Consider the following 25,951-nt stretch of genomic DNA (forward strand, 5'->3'; position numbering starts at 1 on the left):
TTGATTCTTGTCTTATAAATTTCTTACGTATTCTTTAAAGAGACGGCCTCTTTCTTCATAATTAGGGAACATATCCCAACTCGCGCAGGCAGGTGACAGAAGTACACAATCCCCTTCCTGTGATAATCTGTGGCAGGTTTCCACAGCTTCCTGTAAACTATCAGTCATATAGATATCATGAAAGCCATGATTTCTGGCTGTTTCTGCAATTTTATCCTTTGTCTGGCCAATAAGCACCAGAGCCTTTATCTTGCCCTTAAAGGCTTCCAGCCACTCATCATATTCCGAACCCTTGTCATACCCTCCTGCAATAAGGCAGGTCGGTGCAGGCATAGATTCAATGGCTTTAATGGAAGCATCGGGATTGGTCCCTTTTGAATCGTTATAATATTTCACACCATTTTTGGTTGTAACGAATTCAATTCGGTGTTCCACAGCAACAAAGTTTCTGACTGCTTTGTTGATAACCTCTACCGGCACTTTAAGGGATAGTGCGATTCCTATGGCAGCCATTGTGTTTTCATAATTATGTCTTCCGAATATATTCATTTGAGTAACATCAACGACAGTCTCTGTATTCTTTCCATCACTGTATATTATATTGTCACCTTCCAGATATATTCCCTTCTCTAACTTTCTAAGGCTGCTGAAATACAATACGTTTGTTTTTAATCCTTTACCGGCTTCCCTTAAAACTTCATCTTCGTAATTCAATATGCATACATCATCAGCACCTTGATTTTTCGCTATATTTAACTTTGCAGCAATGTAGTTTTCCATGGTATGATGGCGGTTAAGATGATCCGGTGTTATATTAAGGATTGCACTGACCTGAGGTCTAAAATCTACGATTGTCTCCAGCTGAAAACTGCTCATTTCAATTACAGTTACAGAAGCCGCTGAAGTCTTACAGGCTATATCTGTATATGGTATACCGATATTACCGACAACAAACACCTCTTCGAAATATGCTTTCATAATATCACCTACCAAAGAGGTAGTGGTAGTTTTACCATTTGTTCCGGTTATTGCAGCAACTTTTCCTTTGGCTTTATAATATGCCAGTTCTACTTCACCCCAGACAGGTATATTTTTTTCTCTGATTCTGTTTACAACAGGAAGGTCTGTGGGAACTCCAGGGCTGAGAACAGCCAAACTGACCGTCTCAAGATATTCCTCCTTCAGTTCGCCTAATACTATTTCTCCGGTAAAAGAGTCAGTAAGCTTTTCTCTGATTGTTTCTATATCCAGACTGGCATTGGTATCATATACAATTATCTTATCAGTTATATCCTCCAGGAAACGAACGGCTGAAATACCGCTTAATCCGGTACCAAATACCAATACAGTTTTCTTATCCAGTTTCATCTTAATATAATCCTTCTTTCTTGCTGTAGTAATCCGGTTTTCACCTTATGTTTTCTTTGGCTGTGTCAGATACCAAGCAATGCAATAATACAGCAAAGGGCAGTTGCTATGGAAAATACTGATACTACTTTCATTTCTGACCAACCACATAGTTCAAAATGATGGTGAATAGGGGCCATTCTAAATATTCTCTTTCCCCCTGTTATTCTAAAGTATACTATTTGTAATACTACCGAAATTACTTCAATGAGATAAATTAAACCTACAATTATCAGAAATAACGGCATTTTCAGCATAAAAGCTGAAGCAGCCACAAAACCGCCTAATGCCAAAGAACCGGTATCCCCCATAAATACCCTTGCCGGATATATGTTAAATATCAGAAACCCTAACAGGCTGCCTGCTGCTGCATTGGTTATCGGTGATATGCTGCTGCCCACCACAATCGCTGCAACAGAGAAAAAAGTAGTTATCTGCAAAGTAACACTGGCAGCCAGACCATCCAGTCCGTCAGTAAAATTAGCTCCATTAACGACTCCAAGCATAATAAAGATCATCATCGGAATAAACCATATACCGATTTCCAGATAATAACCTTCATCAAATCCGCCTGTAAAGGGTATTAATACAGAAGTTCCTACTTCCGTATGTTTTGTGAAATAAATCACAAAAATTATTGTTACCAGTATCTGTCCTAACAATTTCTGCCAGACTTTTAGTCCCATTGATCTTTTCATAACAATCTTCAGATAATCATCCAGAAATCCGATTAAGCCAAAGCCCACTGTTGCAAACAGAACCGGTATAATATCTTTATTATCTTTAAGGTATAGGATTGATGTTAATACAATACCAAGCAAGATAACTATACCCCCCATTGTGGGTGTACCTGTTTTGCGCAGATGGCTTTTGGGACCGTTGCTTCTAACATATTGCCCCCATTTAAGCCTCTTTAGAAATGGAATAAGGATAGGGCATAAAGTTAAGCTAATAACAAAAGCTATTACAACGGGCATTAGTTGCCTAGAATCCATTTCTTGTTTCCTCCGTACAATGGCCTATTACTCTTATTCCTATACATAAATTGAATAAAACACTCTTTCGTAGCTGTTTTCATTCAATTTATGCAGTTTCTCCTTTGTACGACCACGGATTATTATAAGCTATTCCATATACAGAATCAAGTTACTGTTGTTATTAATCTCTTCACCTTTTAATGGAAATTGGCTTTTTACCTTTTCTCCCTCACCATCATAATATACTTCTTTAAAAGTATAGTCTTTTAAAAGCTTCTTCACCTCTGCTTTTGATAACCCGGCTAAATCCGGCATTATCATTGTTCCGATATTGTTTTCCTTGATTTCATCCTCTGTATATACGGGTTCGATACCAAGGTAAGGAAGTGCATTTTCATATACTTCAGCGATAACAGGAGCTGCAATAGTTCCGCCATAATATATGCCTTCCGGTTCATCTATTAGAACAATGCCGATGATCTGCGGATTATCGGCAGGAGCAAAGCCAAGAAATGATGATATGTATTTGTTGCTGCTTCTTGGTAATTTCTCAGAGGTTGCAGTTTTTCCACCAATATGATAACCTGCCAGGTAGGCACGGTTTCCGGTACCGTCGGATACAACCGTTTCAAGAAGTTGTTTCATTAAATCAGAGGTTTCTTTCGATACGGCATTCTCCTGTTCCTCATAGTTCAGAGTCTTTACTACCGTACCATCTTTCCCTTTGACTTCTACACCGAAGTGAGGTGTTACGATTTTCCCTCCATTTACAATAGCACTGGCAGCTACTAATAGCTGCAGGGAAGTTATCTGAAATGACTGTCCAAAGGAAATGGTAGCCAATTCAACCGCACCTACGTTATCCGGTTTATGCATAATAGACTTTGCTTCACCTGGAAGATCCACACCTGTTTTACGAAACAATCCTAATCTGTCAAAGTACTTATACATATTGGTTACTCCCACCCTTGCCCCAATTTCCATAAACACAGGGTTACAGGAGTTCTTGATACCATCTATAAAATCTTCACTGCCATGTCCGCCGGCCTTGTGGCAGCGGATTCTGCGGTCCTCCACTATTTTGAAACCCGGGCAGTGAAATCTATCTGTAAGTTTAACAACCTTCTCTTCTAATGCTGCAGTTGCAGTAACAACTTTAAAAGTTGAACCAGGTTCATAGGTATCACTGATACTTGCATTTCTCCACATGTTATTAAGAAGGTCATTTTTCTGTTTATCTGTTAAAGTAGAAACATCCAGGCCATTCAATGCAGATTCTGTTAAAGTATAAGGATCATTAAGATCAAACTCAGGAACATTAACACATGCATAGATTTCGCCATTTTGCGGATTCATCAGAATCATCTTAACATTGTTTGCATTTTTGGCTTCCAGTACTTTCATTGCTGCCTGTTCGGCATACTTTTGTATATTAACATCAATACTGGTATACAGATCTTTTCCGGCAACAGGTTCAATTCTGTCCTCTGCCGCGTTATCTATCTCGACTCCGTATGCTGTGGTAAGGGTTAGTATGGTACCATCGAGACCTTTTAAATAATCATCATACTCGACTTCCAGACCAATAATACCCTGATTATCTCCTCCTGTGAACCCTATTACCTTGGAAGCCAAATCACCATAGGGGTAGTATCTTTTGTAGTCTTCATCAACCATAACACCATCTAAATCATATTCTCTGATTTTATCGGCTAAAGTTTTATCTACATTTGATTTTACTCTTTCAATAGAAGAATTCTTCTCCACTCTCTTACGAACATAGGCTTCACTAAGGCCTAAGGTTTCTGAGAGAAACTTAATTACCTTTTCAGGTTCTTTAATCTGGCTATGTATTACGGATATGGTACTGACAGGCTTATTATCTGCTAAAATAATTCCGTTCCTGTCATAGATTATTCCTCTTTCTGCTTTAATAGCTCTTTCCCTCTCATGAAGCTTCTGAGCTCTTTCAGCATAATCCGCTGATTTGGCAATCATTAAATATGCCAGCCTGACTGTAAGGAGTGTAGCAGCAATTACAATTACTGCTACTACTATAAATACATTCCTGCGGTTAAAGGTTTTATTTCTTGCCATAAAGGATGCCCCATTTATCTGATTGTTTCATTTTATGACAATCCTTTATAGGTTATGTATAATAATAGCAATGTGATGAAAGTTGTCTCTGTATATAATAGTGAAGATTTTCTAAACGCTTAGTTTAGAACCATATTTATTACCTCGGGAGAATTTTACTCTGAATTATTATCTTGTGATTCAGCATCACCAGCAGTAGTTGTATTATCTCCTGTGTTATCACCTATTGCATTTGGCAGAGGATCTATACTGCCTTCAACAGGAAATCCATCTTCCGTCTCTTGTTCTGTATCCTGAGTACTGCTCTGTGTTTCATTGTCCTGGGTATTGGTTACCTGTCCGTTTTCCTGATTAGAGCTGTTCTCAGAGTTTTCTGCATTCCCGGCGGTTTCTTTATTCCCGGTGCTTTCCTTGTTTGCGTTATCAGTACCTTTTCCAGTGTTAGTTGCTGCTCCAGCACCATCAGCCGCCGGATAAATCTCCAGAAGGGGTAGAATCTCTGCCATTATTGCACCTGCTTCTTCTGTTGCCAGTGCACTGGTCTGCTTTAACTTTTCCACTTTTTTAGGATTATGTATGACTACATAAACAACTAACTGTGGGTCGTTTGCGGGAACACTTCCGATAAATGACAAAAGTTTTTCTTCGGCAGCTCTGGGATAGGTCTGTGCCGTTCCAGTTTTACCTCCGATTTCATAACCAGCTACCTTTGCCCCATGAGCTGTTCCTTCATTTACTGTCTTTAGCAAGGCTTCCTTTAAGAAGTCAGAAGTAGTGCTTGAAACTGATAACTTTGCAAGCTTCTTGTCATTGGTGGATACTACACTTCCACCAGAGTTCAATACTTCTTTTACAATATGGGGTTCGTAGTAATATCCGCCATTTACCAAAGAAGAATAACCAGCTGCCATTTGAATCATAGTTACAGTAAAAGTCTGTCCGAAACTGCTGATCGCAAGGTCAAGCTTGGATAATTTATCATTTGCAAAAAGAATTCCCGAATCTTCTCCAGGAAGATCAATTCCTGTTCTTCCGCCAAATCCGAAATATTTCTGATAGCTTGTAAATAATTTTGTGCCTTCTTTTTCTACGATCTGCATTAACGCATCATTACAGGAAAACATCAGTGCCTGTGTTAATGTAATCTCACCATGCCCTGCTCTCTTAGAACAGCCTACAAAAGTCCCCAATATATTTTCCCCGCCATCACAATAAAAAGTATCGCTGGGTTTTATCAGATTCTCTTCCAATGCAGCAGCTATAGTAAAGGGTTTAAAAGTAGAACCTGGCTCTATTGAATTACTAATGGTATAATTTCTCCACAGATTATTTAAGAAGTTCATCTTTTCTTCTTCCGTCATACCCTTTATTTCATCTTTTGTAAAGAAAGGTGTAAGATCTGTAGGTTTGTTTAAATCATATTCTTGATTTGAAGCCATTGCTAAAATCTCTCCATTGTTAGGATTCATTACAATGACGCCCATATTATCCGGGTCATACTCTTTTATGTACGCTTTTATATGATCTTGTACAATTCTCTGTACATTAGCATCTATGGTTGACACTACCGTATTACCGTTAATGGAGGGTTTTACATTCTTTTCTAATTTCAATTCTGAATCCATATATCCGAATTCAATGCCATTTGTACCATTTAAAGTATCATTATAATACTGCTCAATACCCCAGTTTCCATTATTATCGCTTGTCGTGAAGCCCAGGACACTGGATGCTAAAGTTTCATAAGGGTATTTGCGTTTATAATCCTCTTCAAACCAAACGCCCTGAATATTTTCATCAGCTTTTGCAAGCTCTTTGAATTTTTCCATATCCTCATAGGATATGCTCTTTAGAATTATGCTGTACCTGCTGGTCTTCTTCTCTTCATAAAGCTTATTGATTTTTTCTTCCGTTACACCTTCAAAAGAATCAACAAGTGCTTTTTTTGTCGGCTCCGCATACTCTTTCTCGGATAAGGCGTAATAAACATCTAAGATAACATTGTAGACCTTTTCACTATAAGCTAATACAGTACCATTTCGGTCAAGTATGCTTCCTCTCTGGTAAGGTATCGTAGTACTTGTGTAAGTCTGCTGTGAAAGGACTTTTTTTTCGTAACGTACACCATCCGTATGATTTAAATACACGATTCGGCCTATAAGTACTGTCATAAATATCAGTACCACAGAAAAAACGAAAAGTAATCTGCTGCTCATACGATTTGTAAACTTCTTAATCTTTTTAGTTCTTCTTTGCTTCATCCCTTGATTAGCCATAATCTACTCCTGTTGTACCACGTAAGTATAGGATACTTCCGATAAGAAGTGTGAAATATGTATACAGTCACACCGTGTCTCAATTTACTTCTTCAGTTTGCCAAATAAGGAATTGTCTTCTGCCTCCGGTATGTCTTTGTATTGTTTTACATAGTCACTGACATTGCTTTCATACAATATTACCTGACTGTCATCGGGATAGACCATACCCAATTTGCTGGTAGCGTACTCATATATATACTTCAAATCAATAGAAGTATCGATTTTCGCCAGATTAGCGTCATTATCATTCTGCATTTTCGCAAGGTCGCGCTCAAGAACAGCAATTTCATTATGCTTTTGGGTTATTTGTGTCTGCACATTCAAGTACCCAATACAGGAATAAACTGTTATTCCGATGGCAGCTGTAAGAAAAAACACAGAAAACAAATTCATAGCCGGTCTTCGTTTTGCTCTTCTTCTGACTGCCGGCTTTGGTTTGACCTTAGGAACATTTCTGGTTTCTTCTCTGTCGTCATCCGGCTGTGCGGCGTACTGCAGTTTTCTCACCGCATTTCCGTCATAATAACTGTTCTGCCGGTTATACTTTCGCTTATTCTCCTCCATTATATTCTCCCCCTTTTATGTCTTTCGGTTCTGTCTTTTATATGTGGCGCTCAAACACTCTGAGTTTAGCGCTTTTTGATCTTTTGTTATTTAATATTTCTTCTTCTGATGGCAATAATGCTTTTCGTGTTATTACCTTTCCAAGACTTTTATTTCCGCAAACACATACCGGGAAACTGGGCGGGCAGGTACATGGGTTTTCTTTGTTCCTGAAAAATGATTTAACGATTCTATCTTCAAGAGAATGAAAAGTTATGATACATAGCCTTCCATTATCATTTAGCAGATTTATCATATCCTCAAGAGCACTGCTTAATACCTCAAGTTCTTTATTCAACTCTATCCTGATAGCCTGAAAAGTCTTTTTGCCGGGATGTCCGTTCATACGAAGCTTGGCAGGAATAGCAGCTTTGATTGCTTCTGTCAGCTGACCAGTTGTTTCAATAGGCTGCTCTTCTCTTATCCTAACTATATGTTTTGCAATATTTTTTGCAAATTTATCTTCACCGTAGTCTCTGATAATACGATATAAATCGAATTCACTGTAACCGTTAACAATATCTTTTGCTGAGATATCCATTCTGGTATCCATACGCATGTCCAAAGGTGCATCTTCCTTATAGGAGAAACCTCTGGCAGTTGTATCAAGCTGATGGGAGGACACACCTAAATCCAGCATAATTCCGTCTACCTTATGGATTCCCTGTTCTTCTAATACCTTCTTCATGTTGACGTAATTACTTCTTATTATAGTAACCTTGTCTTTAAAATTCTCAAGGCGCAAACTGGCAGCTTGTATAGCGGCTTCATCCTGATCAATACCAATCAGTCGGCCTCCGCTTTCAAGCCTTTTGCATATTTCATAGGAGTGGCCGCCCCCGCCTAAAGTTCCATCTACATATATTCCGTCTCCACGGATATTTAACATGTCAATGGTCTCCTGCAGCAGTACTGATATATGCTTAAATTCTACTTGTTTATTTTCCATATCCATTCTGAAATCTCCCATATTAAAAACTTAACCCGAAATCTGCCATATGCTCAGCTACCTGATCCATATTTTCATAATTATTGTTACTATCCCATCTCTCTTTGGACCAGATCTCAATCTTACTTAGCACACCGACAAATACAATATCTTTTTCAAGAGCTGCCGTTTCTCTTAATTTAGCAGGTATTAATACTCTGCCCTGCTTGTCCACTTCACAATCAGCTGCCCCAGCCATAAAATATCGCTGTAATTGTCTGGCATCTTTAGTACCCGGAAGATTCTTCAGCTGGTTGACGAAATTCATCCATTCTTCATTAGGATATACAAAAAGACACCCATCTAATCCTTGGGTAACTACAAAATTATCTCCTAATTCATCTCTGAATTTAGAGGGCATTATAATTCGTCCTTTTGTATCAATCGTATGGTTATACTCTCCCATGAACATGAATCTCACCACCCGTCCACCACTTAGTACCACTTTCCACCACTTTGCACCACTTATAAGGCTATTTTATACCACTTTACTTCATATGGCAAGCATTTCTGAATATTTTTACCTTCCATATTTTACTTTTTTTGGTAATTTTGTGTAATTTTATTTATCACCTACAATATCTAGTGTAACCGGTATTACAGGTATCATGATTTGCTTTAAAAAGGACAAAAAAAGAGAATAGGAAAATTGTCCTATTCTCTTTTAACTCTTCATAAATCATATTATGCATTTTTATACAGTTTTCTTTGTTTTTCGACGTCTCATTGCCACAATAACAACTGCCGCAGCTATAACCAGGATTCCGGACAACAACTGCGATACAGCCAGAGGTGTATTAAAAAGAAATAACTGATCTGTACGATAGCCTTCTATCCACAACCGCCCCAAACCATAACCAAATAAATAGAGCAGAAATACTTCCCCATCGAATTTCTTATGCTTTGAATAAAGGATAAGTAATATCAGCAGGACCAGATTCCATACAGATTCGTATAAAAAAGTGGGTTGAACCTGAATGTAAGGAATCCCTTCTATACTAACAGTATTGTTTCTGATTTCCAATATCTTTTGGTATGCCTGTTCCTTACCGGCAAATTTCTGTGCCAGCTGTGCTACGGGCATAGTGTAGTCACTGCTGACGTCCTTCAGATTAAGCTGCATGGCAAATAATCCGTTTGAATACTCGCCAAAAGCCTCCCTGTTAAAAAAATTTCCCCATCTGCCTATGACCTGTCCTGCTATAAGTCCAAGAACGGCTGTGTCAGCTAAAAGCCCAAAGGATATTTTCTTTATTTTTGTATAGACAAATGCAGTAATAACAGCAGTTATGATACCACCATAGATTGCAAGACCACCATTTCGTATATTTAATATCTGAAGAGGGGCATCTTTGTACTCATTCCAGTTGAATATTACATAATAAACTCTCGCACCTATTACTGACAGTATAATTGCATATAAGGCAAAATCCAGATATAAATCTTTATTCTGTCCGGTTCTTTTAGCCTGCCATTCTGCTACCAGATAACCCACCACCATCCCGATGGCGATGGCAATACCGTAATATGCTATGGAAAAGCCAAATATATTAATAGAAGAGCCTACATCATTAAGTTTGATTCCCAGATTCGGAAAATTAATATTCGTACCAGCATCTAATAGCATCATACATCACCGCTTTCTTAAACATTAAACCGGAATAGAACAACATCTCCATCCTGAACTACGTATTCTTTACCTTCTGAACGAACCAGACCTTTTTCCTTTGCAAGATTAAAGTTACCGCATTCAATAAGATTTGCATAGCTGACGATTTCTGCACGTATAAAACCTCGTTCAAAATCTGAGTGAATCTTACCTGCCGCCTGAGGGGCTTTTGTACCTTTTTGAATGGTCCAGGCCTTTGTTTCTTTGGGGCCTGCAGTCAGATAGCTGATCAGTCCAAGAATGTTATAGCTGGCTGCAATCAATTTCTCAAGTCCGGATTCTTTAAGCCCCAGATCTTCTAAGAACATTTTCTTTTCTTCCTCATCAAGTTCAGCAATTTCCTGCTCTATCTGTGCACAGATAACAAATACTTCTGAACCTTCCTTTGCTGCAAATTCTCTGACCTGAGCTACCTGGTTATTATTTGCACCATCATCGGAAAGATCCTCTTCTTTAACATTAGCCGCATAGATAACAGGTTTATAGGTAAGCAGGTTAAATGAGGTTACAAGAACAGCTTCTTCATCATCTGAAACCTCAAAGCTCTTGGCAAGATTTCCTTCTTCCAGATGACTTTTAAGTCTTTCAAGAAGCTCCAGCTCTTTTGCAAGGGTTTTATCATTTTTTGCACCCTTTGAAGTTCTTGCTATTCTTCTTTCAATTATCTCCAAATCCGAGAAAATTAATTCCAGATTGATAGTCTCTATATCCCTTAACGGCTCTACGCTGCCATCAACATGGATAATATTACTGTCTTCAAAGCAACGAACCACATGGACAATAGCATCCACTTCTCTGATATTTGAGAGAAACTGATTTCCAAGACCTTCACCTTTAGAAGCTCCCTTAACAAGACCTGCAATATCTACAAATTCAATTGCAGCAGGAACAATTTTTTCTGTATGATAAAGATCACCTAATACTTTCAATCTTTCATCCGGTACTGCAACAATTCCTACATTAGGATCAATGGTGCAAAAGGGATAATTCGCGGATTCCGCTCCTGCTTTTGTGAGAGAATTAAAAAGTGTGCTTTTACCTACATTGGGTAAACCTACTATACCTAGTTTCATATATTTCTTCCTTTCAGTCTTTTGCTTCAATCACGATAAGGATACCAGATCCCAATATGATTTCTGCTCTTTCTTCCGTTACTTCATTACTGATTCCAATACTGCTGCCTAACTTTAAGGTATATTCATCAAGGGGATATTTAAAGCCCTTCAGAGTAATCTTATCTACTGTCTCGGTAAAGGGTAGCAGGGATACATTGGGACCGTGAAGTTTGTTACGGTATAAAACCGTATCATGGTTTATCATATATATTTTATTATTTTTATCAATCAGAGTCGTTCTAATTTTCTTTTTTAAAGGCGTATATAACAGCCCTATGTTAGCAAGCATATGATCCGCTCTGGTTCCCGTAGCACCAAGCAAAAGAATTCTCTCCGGTTCCAGGGAGACAGCCAGATCAAGAGCAAGCTCCGTATCAGTAGCATCTTTCATGGGATTGTATTCCACAATCTGAACACCGCTTAACTGCTTATAATAAGATAAGACTTCCTCAGAAACTGAATCAAAATCTCCTACCGCATAATCCACAGCAAGGTTCAGCTGTTGTGCAGCCATAAGTCCTTTATCTACTGCAATCACTTTATCAAAGCTTCTGCCGGCAAGATAATCCCTCACAAAAGGGAAGGTAATCTCACCCCCAGTGATTATAAGTATTCCATCACTCATCACAATATCATCCTTACAATTAATTGAACATCCTTCATCAGTTGTTCATAAGCAGGTTTGTCAAATAAACTTTACCTTTATCAACCTATTTCAAATTTACGAAATACCTCCTTAAAGGCATTTACATTATCGGTAATATTGCCTCCGAATACCGCAGTTCCTGCAACAATAACATTAGCCCCGGCTTTTATAACTTCTTCTACATTGGAAGCACTGATTCCACCGTCAACTTCAATATCAACCTTCAATTGCTTCTCATCAAGAATTTTTTTCAAACTTCTGATTTTGTTCAGTGACAGAGGGAGGAAAGCCTGTCCGCCATAACCCGGATTTACGCTCATGATAAGAATCATATCAACTTCATCCAGAATATATTCAAGGGCAGAGAGAGGTGTTGCCGGATTCAGAGAAACTCCAGCCCTTAACCCCAGTTCCTTAATTTTAGAAACTGTTCTGTGAAGGTGTTTGCAAGCCTCTGCATGAACAGTGATGATGTCAGCACCCGCTTCCTTGAAATCCTCCAGATAACGTATGGGTTCTTCTACCATAAGATGGACATCAAAGACAAGCCCGGATTCCTTTCTTATGGATTTAATAATCGGAGTTCCAAATGAAATACTGGGAACAAATTCCCCATCCATTACATCAATGTGAAGGTATTCCACTCCAGCCGCTTCTGCTTCCTTAATATACTCACCGAGTCTAAAAAAGTCGGCAGCCAAAATTGAAGGTGCCAATTTATACATAATAACCTCTTTTCCGAATATCCAATACTCCGATTGAATTCCCTGTCCTGTCCTTTATTCCACCGCTGTTTAGCGGCATTTAGGGTGCTAACATGCACCCTAAAATTTCTTTTTTTTGTTATTTAATTCTTCGAATAAATCTTTATAGTTTTTATACCTTATTTTACTGATTTTGCCATTCTTCAAAGCTTCTTTTACATTGCAGTCCGGTTCATTAAGATGCATACAGCCTAAGAATCTGCATTGTGAATCGTATTGCTTAAATTCAGGAAAGAATTCCTTTAATTCATCTTTTTCCAGACCTTCAAGATAAAGGGAACTAAATCCCGGCGTATCCATAACAAAAGTCTCATCTCCAACAGCTATAAGCTCTGAGTGTCTGGTGGTATGTTTACCTCTTTGTATCTTTTCGCTGATTTCACCGGTTTTTGTATTAGCTTCCGGAGACAGCAGATTAATGATAGAGGATTTGCCAACGCCAGAAGGTCCTGCAAGCACAGTAGTCTTATGCGCCAGTAATTCCTTTACAGAGTTTATTCCCTCCTCTGTAAAGGTGCTGGTAAACAATGTCCTGTAACCACAGTTACGGTAAGTTTCCTCTAACAGGGAAATTTCTTTTTCTGAAACCACATCGGTTTTGTTAAAGCATATGATGGTTTCAACCTTCTGCTGAAGCATCAGTATTAGAAAACGATCCAGCAGATTTAGATTCGGGGCAGGCTTGGCGGCGGCAAAAATTATCATTGCCTGGTCCACATTAGCTACAGCAGGCCGGATCAGGTCATTTGTCCGTTCAAGGATATTAATGATATTACCTTTTTTCATCTCCTCGTCCAGAATGTCCATCTCCACGTCATCTCCTACCAGAGGTTTGATATTCTGATTTCGAAAAATCCCTTTTGCCTTGCATTCATAAAGTTGTTCCTTCTCAGTAAATACATAATAAAAGCCGCCGATGCCTTTTAATATCTTTCCCTTCATCTTATCGCTCCGCCGTAAATTCTACATCCCAAGCGGTTCCGTATTCCTCATAAACAACCCATCTTCCGCCTTCTAATACTGCTCCGGAGTCACCCTCTTCAGCATCTCTGCCTATCATCATGGATACTGTTGCATCAGAACCGCTGCTGCTGGTTATGGGAAGTGTAACAGGAAAACTGTCGTAGTTCATTGTTCTCTTCTCTAAATCAGTGGTTTTTCCGTTCTGGAACATCTGGAACAGTACAATACCGCTGTCTCCCGGGTAATCAAAAGGATTTTCATCAATTGTTACAGAACCTGTATAGGAGGTCGGTCTTGAATCAGGTCCTAAACTGATTACAAGGTCAATAGCAGTTCCTCTGGTCACTTCAGAGCCGCCGCTCTTACTCTGTCCCATTACCTTTCCTTTTGCATAAGTGTCAGAGTAATCCTCCGTAATACTTCCTTCTACCAGGTTATTTTCCTTTAACTTGGCGATGGCATCTGCTTTACTGAAGTCTCTTACATCCGGTACTACAACATTGGTCTTCTCAGGTCCCTTACTCATAATTAATATGATTGTATCTCCCTTTTTAACCGAAGTTCCTTTAACAGGTTCTGTTGAGATAACATTACCCTCAACAATATTATCATCAAAAGCATATTCATGTTTTATTACAAGGCCGCTGTCAGTTAATGTCGTAGAAGCCTGACTATCACCTAGATTATATACATCAGGAAGAGGGAAGGTCTCCGGTCCCAAACTTACAACCAGCTTTACTTCACCGTCGCTGTCTATTTCAGCTTCTGAAGCCGGGTACTGTTCCATAACCATACCTTTTTCATATTTATCGGAGGTCTTCTCATCTGTTGTAATCTGCAGATCCTCTGATTTCGCATACAGTCTCTTTTCAGCATCCGCTAAGGAATAGCCTACAACGGAAGGCATAATAACAGTTGTAACTGCTTCATCTGTGGGTTCAGCGGAAGGTGTAACAGTAGCTGTTATTTCGTCTGACGGAAGATTGTTGTCTTTATTCCCCGGGAAGAGATGGAATATATTTATGACAAAGAAAATAATCAAAATGACCAGTATAACACCGGCTACAATGGAACCGATAAATATAATCTTCTCCACTCTTGGATCAACCTGATCAATATCCTCCTCGTCCTCCTCTTTGGTTTTGGAATTCAAATTAGTCGAGGTATGCTTTAGGTCAGGGTTGGTATTGGTAGTTTTTCCTTCCAGATTTCCTGTATTTCTGCCAGGTTGGGTAGACGCAGTTTTAATGTGGCTTACTTCATCCTCTGAAATAGTTATGGTTGGTGAATCAGAGACACCTGCTGCCGGAATCACTACAAAGTCCCCATTAGGATTAGAAATGGAACGCTTTAAATCCGTTATCAGTTCGGATGCTGATAGATACCTTCTCTCAGGTTTCTTCTGCATACATTTTTGAATTATCTTTTCAATACTTGGCGGTATGGACGGGTCAATCTCCCTTAAAGGAATAGCTTCCCCCTGTATGTGCAATAGAGCTACAGAAACTGTATTGTCTCCGACAAAAGGCACTTCTCCGGACAACATTTCATACATGGTTATACCAAGTGAATAAATATCACTTTTCTCATCACTGTAGCCGCCTCTTGCCTGCTCCGGTGAAAGATAATGTACAGAACCCATTGCATTTGAGGTAATCGTATTGGAGTTGGTGGCTTTTGCAATACCGAAATCAGTAACCTTAACTTTACCTTCTTTAGAAATAATGATATTCTGGGGTTTGATATCTCTATGGATAATATGATTTAAATGAGCCGCTTCCATACCCATTGCTATCTGTATGGCAATGCCCACAGCTTCTTTCACTTCCAGCTTACCTTTTCTTTCGACAAAGTGCTTTAAAGTGATACCCTCAACCAATTCCATTACAATATAATATAGGCCGTTATCTTCTCCTACATCATATACACTTACGATATTTGGGTGGGACAAACCTGCTGCAGATTGAGCTTCTCCTCTGAATTTCTTAACAAAATTCGTGTCATCACTGAATTCCGGTTTAAGAACTTTAATAGCTACATAACGGTTTAACCGATGGCACTTGGCTTTATAAACATCTGCCATACCACCGGAACCTACTTTGTCTATTATTTCGTAGCGGTCGCTGATATACATACCCGGTTTTAACATGTTCTCACCTCTTCTTACAATTTTAGCATAACCACGGAAATATTGTCTTTTCCGCCGTTTTCATTGGCTTTGTTTACAAGTTCCAAACAGGCACTTTCTATATCCTCATTATAACGATTCACAACTGACAGAATATCCATATCATCCATCATATTGGAAAGACCGTCAGAGCACATTAGCACCACATCCTCAGGACTTAATTCCACCTCGAAGTAATCCGGTATTACTGACTCACCGGCTCCAAGTGCTCTTGTGATAATATTCTTATTGGGATGAAAACGTGCTTTATCCCGTTCTATTTCACCGTTTCTCACCATTTCCTCAACGAAGGAATGATCCTCAGTAATCTGCTTTATGTTCTTATTCCTGATTAAATATAAGCGGCTGTCACCAATATTTGCTACATAAAGGTTGTTATTTATAACGGTTGCTACTACGAAGGTAGTTCCCATACCTTTTAATTCTGGTTTTGAATCAGCTTCCTTTAACAGTCTCTCATTTGTTAACAGAATACCCTGGGAAATGGCTCCCACAGGTTGGCTGACCTCTGTTCTTTCGATTATTTCAGTAAATGTCTCTACACAGAATCTGGAGGCATAATCGCCGGCATTGTGTCCTCCCACGCCATCGGCAACAATAAATAAATTCGGTAGTTCACCAATTCCATCCTCATTGGCATAAACATAGTCCTGATTGACAAGCCTTGCTATTCCTGTATCTGTTATCGAAAATGATTTCATGTCTGCACCTCCTTAACTTCCTTTCGGTTTTAACCGGAAGTTTCTTCCATGTAACTTTTTCTTAATTGTCCACAGGCAGCGTCTATATCTGTTCCCATTTCTCTTCTAATAGTAACATTTATTCCGTATTTTTCAAGTATTAATTTGAATTTATGGATACTTTCGACCTGTGATTGCTTGTAATTACGCTCTTTAATCGGGTTAACCGGAATAAGATTCACGTGTGCATTTTTACCCTTTAACAGCTTTGCCAGTTCCTTTGCCTGCTCCTCTTTATCATTCTCTCCGGCTATCAGACTGTATTCGAAGGTCATTCGTCTGCCGGTTTTTTCGAAATAATAATCACAGGCTGCCAACACCTCAGCGATGGAATACCGGTTTGCTATGGGCATCAGCTCTTTTCTTGTTGTATCGTTTGAGGCATGGAGAGAGAGCGCCAGCGTTATTTGCAGCTCCTCATCCGCCAACTGCCTGATCCTATCTGCCAGTCCGCAGGTTGATACCGTTATGTTTCTCTGGCTGATATGAAGCCCCTTATCATCTGTTAAAATCTTAATGAAGGAAACCAGATTGTCGTAATTATCAAGGGGTTCCCCCGTTCCCATAACCACCACATTAGAAACTCTTTCACCGGTTATCCTCTGTACCATATATATCTGATTCAACATTTCAGAAGCAGTGAGATTTCTCTCAAAGCCATTTAATGTCGAGGCACAGAATCTGCAGCCCATCTTACAGCCCACCTGGGAGGAGATGCATACACTGTTTCCGTGATGATATTTCATAAGTACACATTCTAAAAGGTTTCCATCCTCTAACTGAAATAAGAACTTAGAGGTTTCACCGGTTTTAGAAGTAAGGGTCCTGACAAGGGTCAGCTTCTTAAGGTCGGCATTCTCCGTCAGGTATGTCCTCAAAGTCTTAGAAACGTTAGTCATCTCTTCAAAATCCCAGGCCAGTTTTACATGCAGCCATTCGTATATTTGTGAAGCTCTGAAAGGTTTCTCACCGGCTTTTGTTATAAAGCTCTTTAATTCCTCCAGATTTAAGGATTTTATATCTGTTTTGTCCATTTTAACCTCTTTCGTGAATATCAAAGCTTGATTTGATATTCCTGAATCCGTAGTTGAAAAAATGCCTTTGGTTTTCAACTATCCTCTACGTGAATATCAAATCTTCGATTTGATATTCCTGAATTTGTAGTTGAAAAACGCTTTTGGTTTTCAACTATCCTCTACGTGAATATCAAATCTTCGATTTGATATTCCTGAATTTGTAGTTGAAAAACGCTTTTGGTTTTCAACTATCCTCTACGTGAATATCAAATCTTCGATTTGATATTCCTGAATTTGTAGTTGAAAAACGCTTTTGGTTATTCAACTATCCTCTACGTGAATATCAAATCTTCGATTTGATATTCCTGAATTTGTAGTTGAAAAACGCTTTTGGTTTTTCAACTATCCTCTACGTGAATATCAAATCTTCGATTTGATATTCCTGAATTTGTAGTTGAAAACGCTTTTGGTTTTCAACTATCCTCTACGTGAATATCAAATCTTCGATTTGATATTCCTGAATTTGTAGTTGAAAACGCTTTTGGTTTTCAACTATCCTCTACGTAAATATCAAATCATCGATTTGATATTCCTGTTTTTTTAAGCCTTGCCATAAAAAAACCGTCTGTATTGTGTATTCCGGGTATTAATTGTAAATACCCCTTCTCTTTTGTTTCAGAACTGATACTTTCCGGAAGGAATTTCTCAATACTCTCTAATTGAAATGGAAAATTCTTAACGAACCATTCAACATTATCCAGATTTTCATCCTTATTAACGGTACAGGTGCTATATATCAAGATTCCTTCCTCTTTAACATACCGGCTGACTGTCGTTAAAATTTCTCGTTGCAGCTTGACCAGTTCCTTTTGTTTTTCTACCGTCATATTATACTTTATGTCAGGTTTCTTTCCTATAACACCAAGTCCTGAACAAGGCAGGTCGGCAATCACGATATCCGCTTTCCCAATACTTTCCCCGTCCAGCTCTTTGGCATCCATACAGCGTGCTGTTATGTTGTGAAAGCCCATTCTGGCAATGTTCTCATTGATGAGGGCCACCTTATATTCTGTAAGGTCCCTGGCATCTACTTTACCTGTACCATTGAGAAGATCTGCCGCATGTAGGGCTTTACCACCCGGTGCCGCACAGACATCAATAATATAATCACCAGCTTTTATGCCGGAAATAAGCCCTATAAGCATGGAACTCTCATCCTGTACCGTAAATCTTCCTTCAGTGAAGGCTTTGATTGTATCCATGGTTTCATAGTCAGACAGCTTCAGAGCCGTATCATTATAATCGCCCTTTGCTGCTGTTATATTTTCTTTCTGCAATATCTCTAATAATTCCTCTGTGGTATTAACAGACTGATTGACCCTTACAGTAGTTCCTCTGCTCTCTTCAAACTGAGCTGAAAGCATAGCTTTTACTGTCTCATAAGAGTATTCCTCAAGCCATTTCTCAATCATCCATCGAGGTGTTGAATAAGCCACTTCCAGAAATCCTATCCGGTCCTTCTTCTCGAGAGCATGGTAATCTTCTTTGGTATTTCTGGCTATATTTCTAAGTACTCCGTTAATAAAACCAGAAAGGCTCTTAAATCCCCGTTTTCCAGCCAGCTTAACTGCCTCATTGCAGACAGCGCTGTCCGGAACCTGATTCATATATTTTAACTGATAGACAGAAAGACGAAGAAGGGTCCTTATCAACGGCTTCATTTTCCCGACTTTTACACTGGAATAACTGTTGATATAAAAGTCCAGGGTTAACAGCCTCTCAAGGGTCCCCTCCACCAGTCTGGTTATAAAGCTTCTGTCCTGTTTGGTAAGATCAGAATGTGTTTTTAAAGTTCTGTTAAGAAGCGTATGGCTGAAATCTCCCTTTTCCAGAATCTCTATGAGTATATCCAGAGCAATTTCCCTGGTATTTCTTGTAACCACTTTAGCATCAGTCACGGTTATTGCCTCCGAATATTCTAATTAACCTTAGCAGCTGCAGAACGGATGCCGCTGCACCTGCAACATAGGTAAGCGCTGCAGCGCCAAGAACTTTCTTTGTTATTTGCACCTCTTCACCATATAGAATCCCTGAATCATCCAATATCCTCACCGCCCTCCTGGAAGCGTTAAACTCAACAGGCAAGGTTACGATCTGGAATAATACCGCAAAGGAAAAGAGTATGATTCCGGCATAGATTAATGTCTGGGACATACTTAAGAAAACCCCTAAAATAATCAAAGGCCAGGAAATCTTCGAACCAAAATTTGCAAGAGGTACGATAGCAGTTCTCAGACGAAGGGGTACATAACCATGCTGGTGCTGGATGGCATGACCGCACTCATGGGCGGCAACACCAATAGCTGCTACTGAGGAATCACCGTATACACTGTCAGACAATCTCAGCACTTTATTTGACGGATCATAATGATCCGTTAATTTACCGTCTATGTGTTCTATGGTAACGTCATAGATACCTGCCTGATTTAAGATTCGCTGGGCCGCCTGGGCTCCTGTCATTCCTGACAGGCTTCTGACAGCAGAGTATTTGCGGAAGGTTAAATTCACTAAAGCTGAGGCACCCAGTACAAGTACGGCACCTATTATAACCAAAATATATGTGGGATCCAGTCTGTAAAAATATGGAAACATATCAATTCCTCCTTTTCTAAAACAGTTACAACATCAGACACTCTGGTAAAAGTATCTGTCTGTTATGGCAACTGCTCTTTAGACTTTATTGCAAAACAATATTTGCTTTTACTTCATATCCCCTCAAAAAGCTTTCTACAGTCATCCTTTTCTTTCCCTCTAACTGCAATTCTTTTACAGCAAGAATACCATCCCCTGTCTGAACCAATATGGCATCTTTCCTTACTGCGATAATTTCACCTGGTACGCCATTTTCTTGCGCAGGCTCAACATCTGCATCCCAGATCTTAAGCATTTTCCCTTCAAGGGAAGTATAAGCACTGGGCCATGGATTCAATCCCCTGATAAGTCTTTCAATCTTAACAGCCGGCTGGGAGAAATCAATATGCCCCAGAGATTTGTCAAGAATCCTTGCATAGATTGAATTACTGTCCCCCTGTTTGGTTCTTGTTGCTCTTCCGGCTTCGATATCAGCCAGTGCCTGAATCAATAAAGGCCCTGCTGCTTCTGCCAGCTTATCATGCAACGTTCCAAAGGTCTCTTTGGGTGAAAGAGTAATCTCTTTTTTGCTGATCATATCACCGGTATCAATTCCCTCATCCATATGCATAATTGTAATACCGGTTTTTTCTTCTCCTTCAATAATACTCCATTGAATAGGTGCTGATCCCCTGTATTTAGGAAGTAAAGATGCATGTACATTAATACAGCCGAATTTCGGAAGATCCAAAATAACCTTTGAAAGGATTTGTCCAAAGGCTGCTACAACAATCACATCCGGATTTAACTGCTTCAGAACCTCAATAAATTCCGGTTCCTTCACCCGTCTTGGCTGATATACCGGTATGTTAAGACTTAATGCCATTTCTTTCACTGCCGGAAATTGCACCTGATTGCCTCTTCCCTTAGGCTTATCCTGCTGTGTTACAGCAGCTATAATCGTATGACCGGCTTCATGAAGAGATTTTAAGATAACCGCTGCAATCTCCGGTGTTCCCATATAAACAATATTCATGTTTGGTACTCCTTTATTCTTCGGTAATGGAATGAAGCTCTCCGATAACCTTATCTACATACAGCTCGCCATTTAAATGATCGATCTCATGGCAAAGAGCCCTTGCCAACAATTCTGTTCCTTCTACTATAATCTCTTCCATATTTTCATTCAGGGCTTTTACCTTGGCATAGTTGGGTCTCTTTACTACCCCTGATTTTCCGGGAACACTAAGGCAGCCTTCTTCACCCACCTGCTCACCCTCAGTTTCTAATATTTCAGGATTTATAAGTATTATAGGCGAATCACCGTCTTCTGAAACATCAATAACGATAAGACGTTTCAAAATACCCACCTGAGGGGCTGCAAGACCCACACCGAAAGCGTCATACATGGTATCTATCATATCCTGAATCAAAGTCTTAATTTTCGGAGTCATTTCCGTAATTTCTTTTGCTCTCTTATTTAAGATGGAATCTCCGATTTTTCTAATATTGCGAATTGCCATTTCCATTATCCTCTCTTTTAAGCTATAAAACAAGTTTTAATAAGTTAATCTAACCTTCTAATTCAATTATAAAAATGCAAGAATTAACGAATTTTATTTATTACGTAAAAACATGTTTTATCTTATATTATATATTAATAATTAAAGTGCCACTCCCATATTTCCCTTTCGTGTACAGGCAAATTGTGCAAACCAGAAAAACAAATGCGCCTATGAAAAGGCATTAGAAGTCCTTTTCTCTGGAAACTTTGTGCTATCTTCTCAAACAGATTGTTTGAGCGCAGCGAGTTATCTGTTTGAGAAGATGCAAAGCACAAAATTTCCAGAGAATTAGGACTTCTTATGCCTTGGAATTGAAGCAGGGGTTTTTCTGGTTTGTGCAATTTGCCGTCCCCTTGTGAAAAACTCCCCCTTCGCCACTTCAATCAAAAACTACCGTTAATAAATAATTTTAAGATACCCCTTTATTTTACCTATTTTTATACCGAAAATCAATAACTGTTCATCGGATCAAAGTCAAATTGGACGACAATTCCTTGAAATTTATCAGAAAAACGGTAAAAACCGTCCAAAAAATCCTTTGCAGTAATCAGTCTGTTATAATCTTCTTCCTTTATATATAAGCAGAACCGGTAAATATCATTGACCTTTGACAGACTGGCCGGCGAAGGTCCGATAATATGATGCTCTTTCAGTTCCTCATCCTTTTCCCATTGTTTTAAGCTGTCGGTTAAAAGCTCAGCCGCTTCTATTCCTTTTCCCTCTTCTTTTGAAGCAATAAGCACTGCCAGAATATGAGAGGCCGGAGGATACGCCATCAGTTTGCGAAACAGCATCTCCTGCTTATAAAAGCCTTCGTAGTCACCTTTTCCGGCATAGACAATGCTGTGGTGCTCCGGCTGGTAGGTCTGTATCACCACTTCTCCCGGCAGTTCTGCTCTTCCTGCTCTGCCTGCTGCCTGTGTCAGGAGCTGAAAAGTCCTTTCCGATGCACGAAAGTCTGCTGCATGAAGGGATAAATCCGCTGCCAGGATGCCCACCAGGGTAACTTTCGGAAAGTCATGGCCTTTTACAATCATCTGGGTTCCAACCAGTATATCTGCCTGCCCATTGGAAAAGGCAGCAAGTATTTCCTCATGACCTCCCTTTTTTTTCGTGGTATCCATGTCCATGCGAAGGATTCTGGCATAAGGAAATTCTTTCCTGACCATTTCCTCTACCTTCTGGGTTCCGGTGCCAAAAGCCGCAATATATTTTGACCCGCAGGAGGGACAGGTTTTCGGGTAATCCTCCTCATGCCCGCAGTAATGGCAGACCATCCTGCCATTGTTATGGGAGGTAAGTGAAATATCGCAATGAGGGCATTTTAATACAAAACCACAGCTTCTGCAGGAAATAAACCCTGCATAACCTCTGCGGTTGATAAACAGCATAATCTGCTCTCCCTTTTTCAACCGGTCTTCCATAAGGGCTTTCAGCCTTCTGCTGAATATGGATTTATTCCTGGCTTTTAACTCTTCTCTTAAGTCCTCGGTCCAGATAGAGGGCATCTGTCTTGTACCTTCTCTGGCTTCCAGACGGTAAAGGGTATATTCGCCCTCCAGGGCTTTCTTATAGGACTCCAGAGAAGGAGTTGCAGAGCCTAAGAGTACACTGGCTCCGGATAACCTTGCTCTTTCAATGGCGGTTTCTCTGGCATGATATTTCGGCGGATTTTCACTTTTATAACTTCCTTCATGCTCTTCATCCATAATTATGAGCCCAAGATTCTTAAACGGGGTGAAGAGAGCCGATCTGGGTCCAATGATAATATCAATATCTCCGTTTTTTGCTCTGAGATACTGGTCATATTTTTCCCCGCCGGACAGTTTTGAATTCATAATTGATACACGGTCACCAAATTTTTGAAAAAACCTCATGACTGTCTGATAGGTAAGAGAAATCTCAGGTATCAGTACGATTACCTGTTTACCAAGTCTTAGCATTTCTTCTATTATATTTATATATACTTCTGTTTTACCGCTGCCCGTGACACCATATAAAAGGCAGGTTCTACGAATACCTTCTCTGTAATTCTTTATAAAATCATCCGCTATTTCCTGCTGTTTCTCACTAAGTATTACAGTTTTCCCGGATACCTTATAATCTCTGACAGGATTTCGATATAAGACATTGGCTTCTGTCTTTATTATACCCAGCTTCTCAAGATCCTTAATGGTAGAGGGAGCTATATTCAGCTTATTTCTAACATATTCATAATCCAGTGACTCGCCCTTTAACAGCTCTTCTATTAAACGGACTCTGCCTTTATTATTTTTACGTTTCTCTGTCTCCAGTGCCTCTTTAAGTTCCACTACAGACAGAAGCACCTTAATCTTCTTATCTTCTTTTTGCTTAACGGTCTTTTTAACAGGAATCACTGTTTTAAGTGCTTCATTCATGGTAGAACCAAATGTGTTCCGCATCCAGGCTGCCAGGCTGATAAGCTGACCTTCTATCATCAGCGTATCCTCCGCCAGAGAAGTAATCGGCTTTATAGCCTCTTCCTTCCATTTCGCTTTATCGGACAAGCCGGTAATATATCCCTTTATCTGTCTGTTTCCTTTTCCGAAGGGGATGAGCACCTGGGCACCGATTAAAGCACGGTCTCGAAGCGCTTCGGGTATCAGGTACTGATAGGTACGATCCAGATCTTCATGAGAAATGTCAACTATGATATCTGCATATTTCATCACCTTACCACCACCTTCCTGTGTTTCTTCTATTTATTGTAACAGATTATCTCATCGTTCTTCTTATTGTAACAGATTTTTTACTATCTCGTCGGTCTTCATGCCTCTGGAGCCTTTTACCAGAACACCATCTCCATTCTTTAAGTAACCTTTAAGAAAACTTACAGCTTCTTCATTATTATCAAAGGAATGGGTCTCAATCTGTGCTTTCTTATCCTTAATTGCTTTTGCGATATAGCGGGCTTCTGTTCCTACGGTAACAACACAGTCAAGCTTTACCTGGGCAATATATTCACCCACTTCATAATGGCTTTGCTGTGAGATTTCTCCCAGTTCCTTTACATCAGCCAGAACTGCAATACGCCTTGTTACATTATCCAGTTCTTTTAAGACACCTATACCACTTTTCATGGAATCAGGACTCGCATTGTAGGAATCATCGATTACTTTAATCCCATTAAAGCTTGAAATCTGCCCTCTCATGGCAATGGGTCTGTAATTTTTAAGTCCTTCTTTTGCTCTGCTTACAGGGATTCCATAATTCCAGGCTATGGCCAAAGCTGCCAGCGCATTATAGACATTGTGAATACCAGGTACCATTAGAGCAACTTCCTCTGTGACAGTTTCTGTAACTTTTCTGCTGTCAGGCACAAGCTTCTCAGACAGAATATCTATTTTTAAATCTTTTTTCGTCTTTGGATAAGTAACCAGGAAGGTAGTCTCCTCTGCTATGGTTTTTATATCAGAAGCCATAAAATCATAGCTGCCCTGAATACCATAGGTTATTACCTGGCATTCTTTCAGCTTTTCGGCTGTGAGAGGAGACAGGTCAATACCGGTATCTCTTTTTTCCCATACCCGGGCAGCTTCTCCCAGCAGATCATCATCTCCATTTAAAACCAGAACATTGCCTTTTAAGAAGGAATTGATAATATTCATTTTTTCTTTTCTGATATTTTCCCTGGTTTTTAACTGGGCTATATGGGATACACCGATGTTGGTCATAACCGCTGCTTCCGGCTGGGCAATGTTACAAAGTCTTGCCATTTCACCTTCTTCACTCATTCCCATCTCTATTACACCAAGTTCATGCTCCTTCTTAAGCTTAAGCATCATTAAGGGAAGCCCTACCTGGCTGTTCATATTTCCTTCGGTCTTTAATACTTTACGGGATACCTCCAGGGCAACCGCAACCATTTCCTTTGTAGTGGTCTTTCCAACGCTGCCGGTAATCCCAATCACGGGAATGGGATATTTCTCCCTGTAGTAGGTGCCAAGTGCCTGTAACGCCTGTAAGGTATCTTCTACCAGAATGCAGGCTCTGCCTTCCACTTCCGGTAATTCCTTGTGTGACAGGCAGGCTGCTGCTCCATGTAAAAAAGCATCCTGAATGTAGTCATGTCCGTCCACTCTCTCACCAACGATAGGTACAAAGAGAGAACCTGCTACTGCCTTCCCGGAATTTGTCAATACCTCAGAAATATTGATATCAGCTTTTCCCCAAAGAAGTGTCCCTTTCGTAGCAAGAACGATTTCTTTTATATTTATTTCATTCATTTTATTTCTCCATTCCC

Annotated in this window: 21 protein-coding genes; all 21 read right to left on the reverse strand. The window is 39.6% G+C overall.

The window, feature by feature from the left end; all coding sequences use genetic code 11:
- Positions 1-12: 12 nt before the first annotated feature.
- On the reverse strand, positions 13-1,368 hold the full coding sequence (gene murD / locus BR73_RS0118315) for a UDP-N-acetylmuramoyl-L-alanine--D-glutamate ligase (RefSeq protein WP_033166729.1): 1,356 nt from the start codon (positions 1,366-1,368) through the stop codon (positions 13-15).
- Between the two features lie 65 nt (positions 1,369-1,433).
- The gene (gene mraY / locus BR73_RS0118320; RefSeq protein ID WP_033166730.1) at positions 1,434-2,402 is read right to left on the reverse strand and encodes a phospho-N-acetylmuramoyl-pentapeptide-transferase; all 969 of its coding nucleotides are present in this window, start codon (positions 2,400-2,402) and stop codon (positions 1,434-1,436) included.
- A gap of 129 nt (positions 2,403-2,531) precedes the next feature.
- On the reverse strand, positions 2,532-4,481 hold the full coding sequence (locus BR73_RS0118325) for a penicillin-binding transpeptidase domain-containing protein (protein WP_033166731.1): 1,950 nt from the start codon (positions 4,479-4,481) through the stop codon (positions 2,532-2,534).
- 155 nt (positions 4,482-4,636) lie between these two features.
- A complete protein-coding gene (locus BR73_RS0118330; protein ID WP_051685301.1) occupies positions 4,637-6,757 on the reverse strand; it encodes a penicillin-binding transpeptidase domain-containing protein in 2,121 nt (706 codons plus the stop codon).
- A gap of 84 nt (positions 6,758-6,841) precedes the next feature.
- Positions 6,842-7,363 (reverse strand): septum formation initiator family protein, encoded by a 522-nt coding sequence (locus BR73_RS0118335; protein ID WP_051685302.1) that lies wholly within the window; start codon positions 7,361-7,363, stop codon positions 6,842-6,844.
- Positions 7,364-7,400: 37 nt separating this feature from the next.
- Positions 7,401-8,357 carry a 16S rRNA (cytosine(1402)-N(4))-methyltransferase RsmH gene (gene rsmH, locus BR73_RS0118340; protein ID WP_081848706.1) on the reverse strand — a complete coding sequence of 319 codons (957 nt, stop codon included), beginning with the start codon at positions 8,355-8,357 and terminating at the stop codon, positions 7,401-7,403.
- Between the two features lie 16 nt (positions 8,358-8,373).
- The gene (gene mraZ, locus BR73_RS0118345) at positions 8,374-8,802 is read right to left on the reverse strand and encodes a division/cell wall cluster transcriptional repressor MraZ (protein WP_033166732.1); all 429 of its coding nucleotides are present in this window, start codon (positions 8,800-8,802) and stop codon (positions 8,374-8,376) included.
- Positions 8,803-9,084: 282 nt separating this feature from the next.
- Entirely contained in the window at positions 9,085-10,020 is a 936-nt protein-coding gene (gene lgt, locus BR73_RS0118350; protein WP_242860699.1) for a prolipoprotein diacylglyceryl transferase, read from the reverse strand.
- Positions 10,021-10,034: 14 nt separating this feature from the next.
- A complete protein-coding gene (ychF, locus tag BR73_RS0118355; protein ID WP_033166733.1) occupies positions 10,035-11,132 on the reverse strand; it encodes a redox-regulated ATPase YchF in 1,098 nt (365 codons plus the stop codon).
- A gap of 13 nt (positions 11,133-11,145) precedes the next feature.
- Complete coding sequence (locus tag BR73_RS0118360) at positions 11,146-11,799, reverse strand: thiamine diphosphokinase (protein WP_033166734.1); 654 nt, start codon at positions 11,797-11,799, stop codon at positions 11,146-11,148.
- 80 nt (positions 11,800-11,879) lie between these two features.
- Positions 11,880-12,545: a ribulose-phosphate 3-epimerase gene (rpe, locus tag BR73_RS0118365; protein ID WP_081848707.1), complete on the reverse strand. Its 666-nt coding sequence runs from the start codon at positions 12,543-12,545 to the stop codon at positions 11,880-11,882.
- Between the two features lie 99 nt (positions 12,546-12,644).
- Complete coding sequence (rsgA, locus tag BR73_RS0118370) at positions 12,645-13,526, reverse strand: ribosome small subunit-dependent GTPase A (protein ID WP_033166736.1); 882 nt, start codon at positions 13,524-13,526, stop codon at positions 12,645-12,647.
- A 1-nt stretch (position 13,527) separates the two neighbouring features.
- Positions 13,528-15,696: a Stk1 family PASTA domain-containing Ser/Thr kinase gene (gene pknB / locus BR73_RS0118375; RefSeq protein WP_051685303.1), complete on the reverse strand. Its 2,169-nt coding sequence runs from the start codon at positions 15,694-15,696 to the stop codon at positions 13,528-13,530.
- Positions 15,697-15,710: 14 nt separating this feature from the next.
- Entirely contained in the window at positions 15,711-16,436 is a 726-nt protein-coding gene (locus BR73_RS0118380; RefSeq protein ID WP_033166737.1) for a Stp1/IreP family PP2C-type Ser/Thr phosphatase, read from the reverse strand.
- Positions 16,437-16,465: 29 nt separating this feature from the next.
- Positions 16,466-17,509, reverse strand: coding sequence for a 23S rRNA (adenine(2503)-C(2))-methyltransferase RlmN (gene rlmN / locus BR73_RS0118385; protein ID WP_033166738.1), 1,044 nt, complete (start codon positions 17,507-17,509; stop codon positions 16,466-16,468).
- A gap of 557 nt (positions 17,510-18,066) precedes the next feature.
- Positions 18,067-19,449 (reverse strand): 16S rRNA (cytosine(967)-C(5))-methyltransferase RsmB, encoded by a 1,383-nt coding sequence (rsmB, locus tag BR73_RS0118390; protein WP_081848708.1) that lies wholly within the window; start codon positions 19,447-19,449, stop codon positions 18,067-18,069.
- Positions 19,442-20,143, reverse strand: a complete 702-nt coding sequence (locus BR73_RS0118395; protein ID WP_033166739.1) for a zinc metallopeptidase — start codon at positions 20,141-20,143, stop codon at positions 19,442-19,444. The genes rsmB and BR73_RS0118395 overlap by 8 nt, the downstream gene beginning before the upstream one ends.
- Before the next feature lie 85 nt (positions 20,144-20,228).
- Positions 20,229-21,158 carry a methionyl-tRNA formyltransferase gene (gene fmt / locus BR73_RS0118400; RefSeq protein ID WP_033166740.1) on the reverse strand — a complete coding sequence of 310 codons (930 nt, stop codon included), beginning with the start codon at positions 21,156-21,158 and terminating at the stop codon, positions 20,229-20,231.
- Positions 21,159-21,171: 13 nt separating this feature from the next.
- A complete protein-coding gene (def, locus tag BR73_RS0118405) occupies positions 21,172-21,645 on the reverse strand; it encodes a peptide deformylase (protein WP_033166741.1) in 474 nt (157 codons plus the stop codon).
- A 491-nt stretch (positions 21,646-22,136) separates the two neighbouring features.
- Positions 22,137-24,377: a primosomal protein N' gene (gene priA, locus BR73_RS0118410; RefSeq protein WP_033166742.1), complete on the reverse strand. Its 2,241-nt coding sequence runs from the start codon at positions 24,375-24,377 to the stop codon at positions 22,137-22,139.
- A 63-nt stretch (positions 24,378-24,440) separates the two neighbouring features.
- Positions 24,441-25,934, reverse strand: coding sequence for a UDP-N-acetylmuramoyl-tripeptide--D-alanyl-D-alanine ligase (murF, locus tag BR73_RS0118415; protein WP_033166743.1), 1,494 nt, complete (start codon positions 25,932-25,934; stop codon positions 24,441-24,443).
- Positions 25,935-25,951 lie beyond the last annotated feature (17 nt).

It is taken from the genome of Clostridium sp. KNHs205 (assembly GCF_000702945.1).
Lineage (GTDB): Bacteria > Bacillota > Clostridia > Lachnospirales > Lachnospiraceae > Anaerocolumna.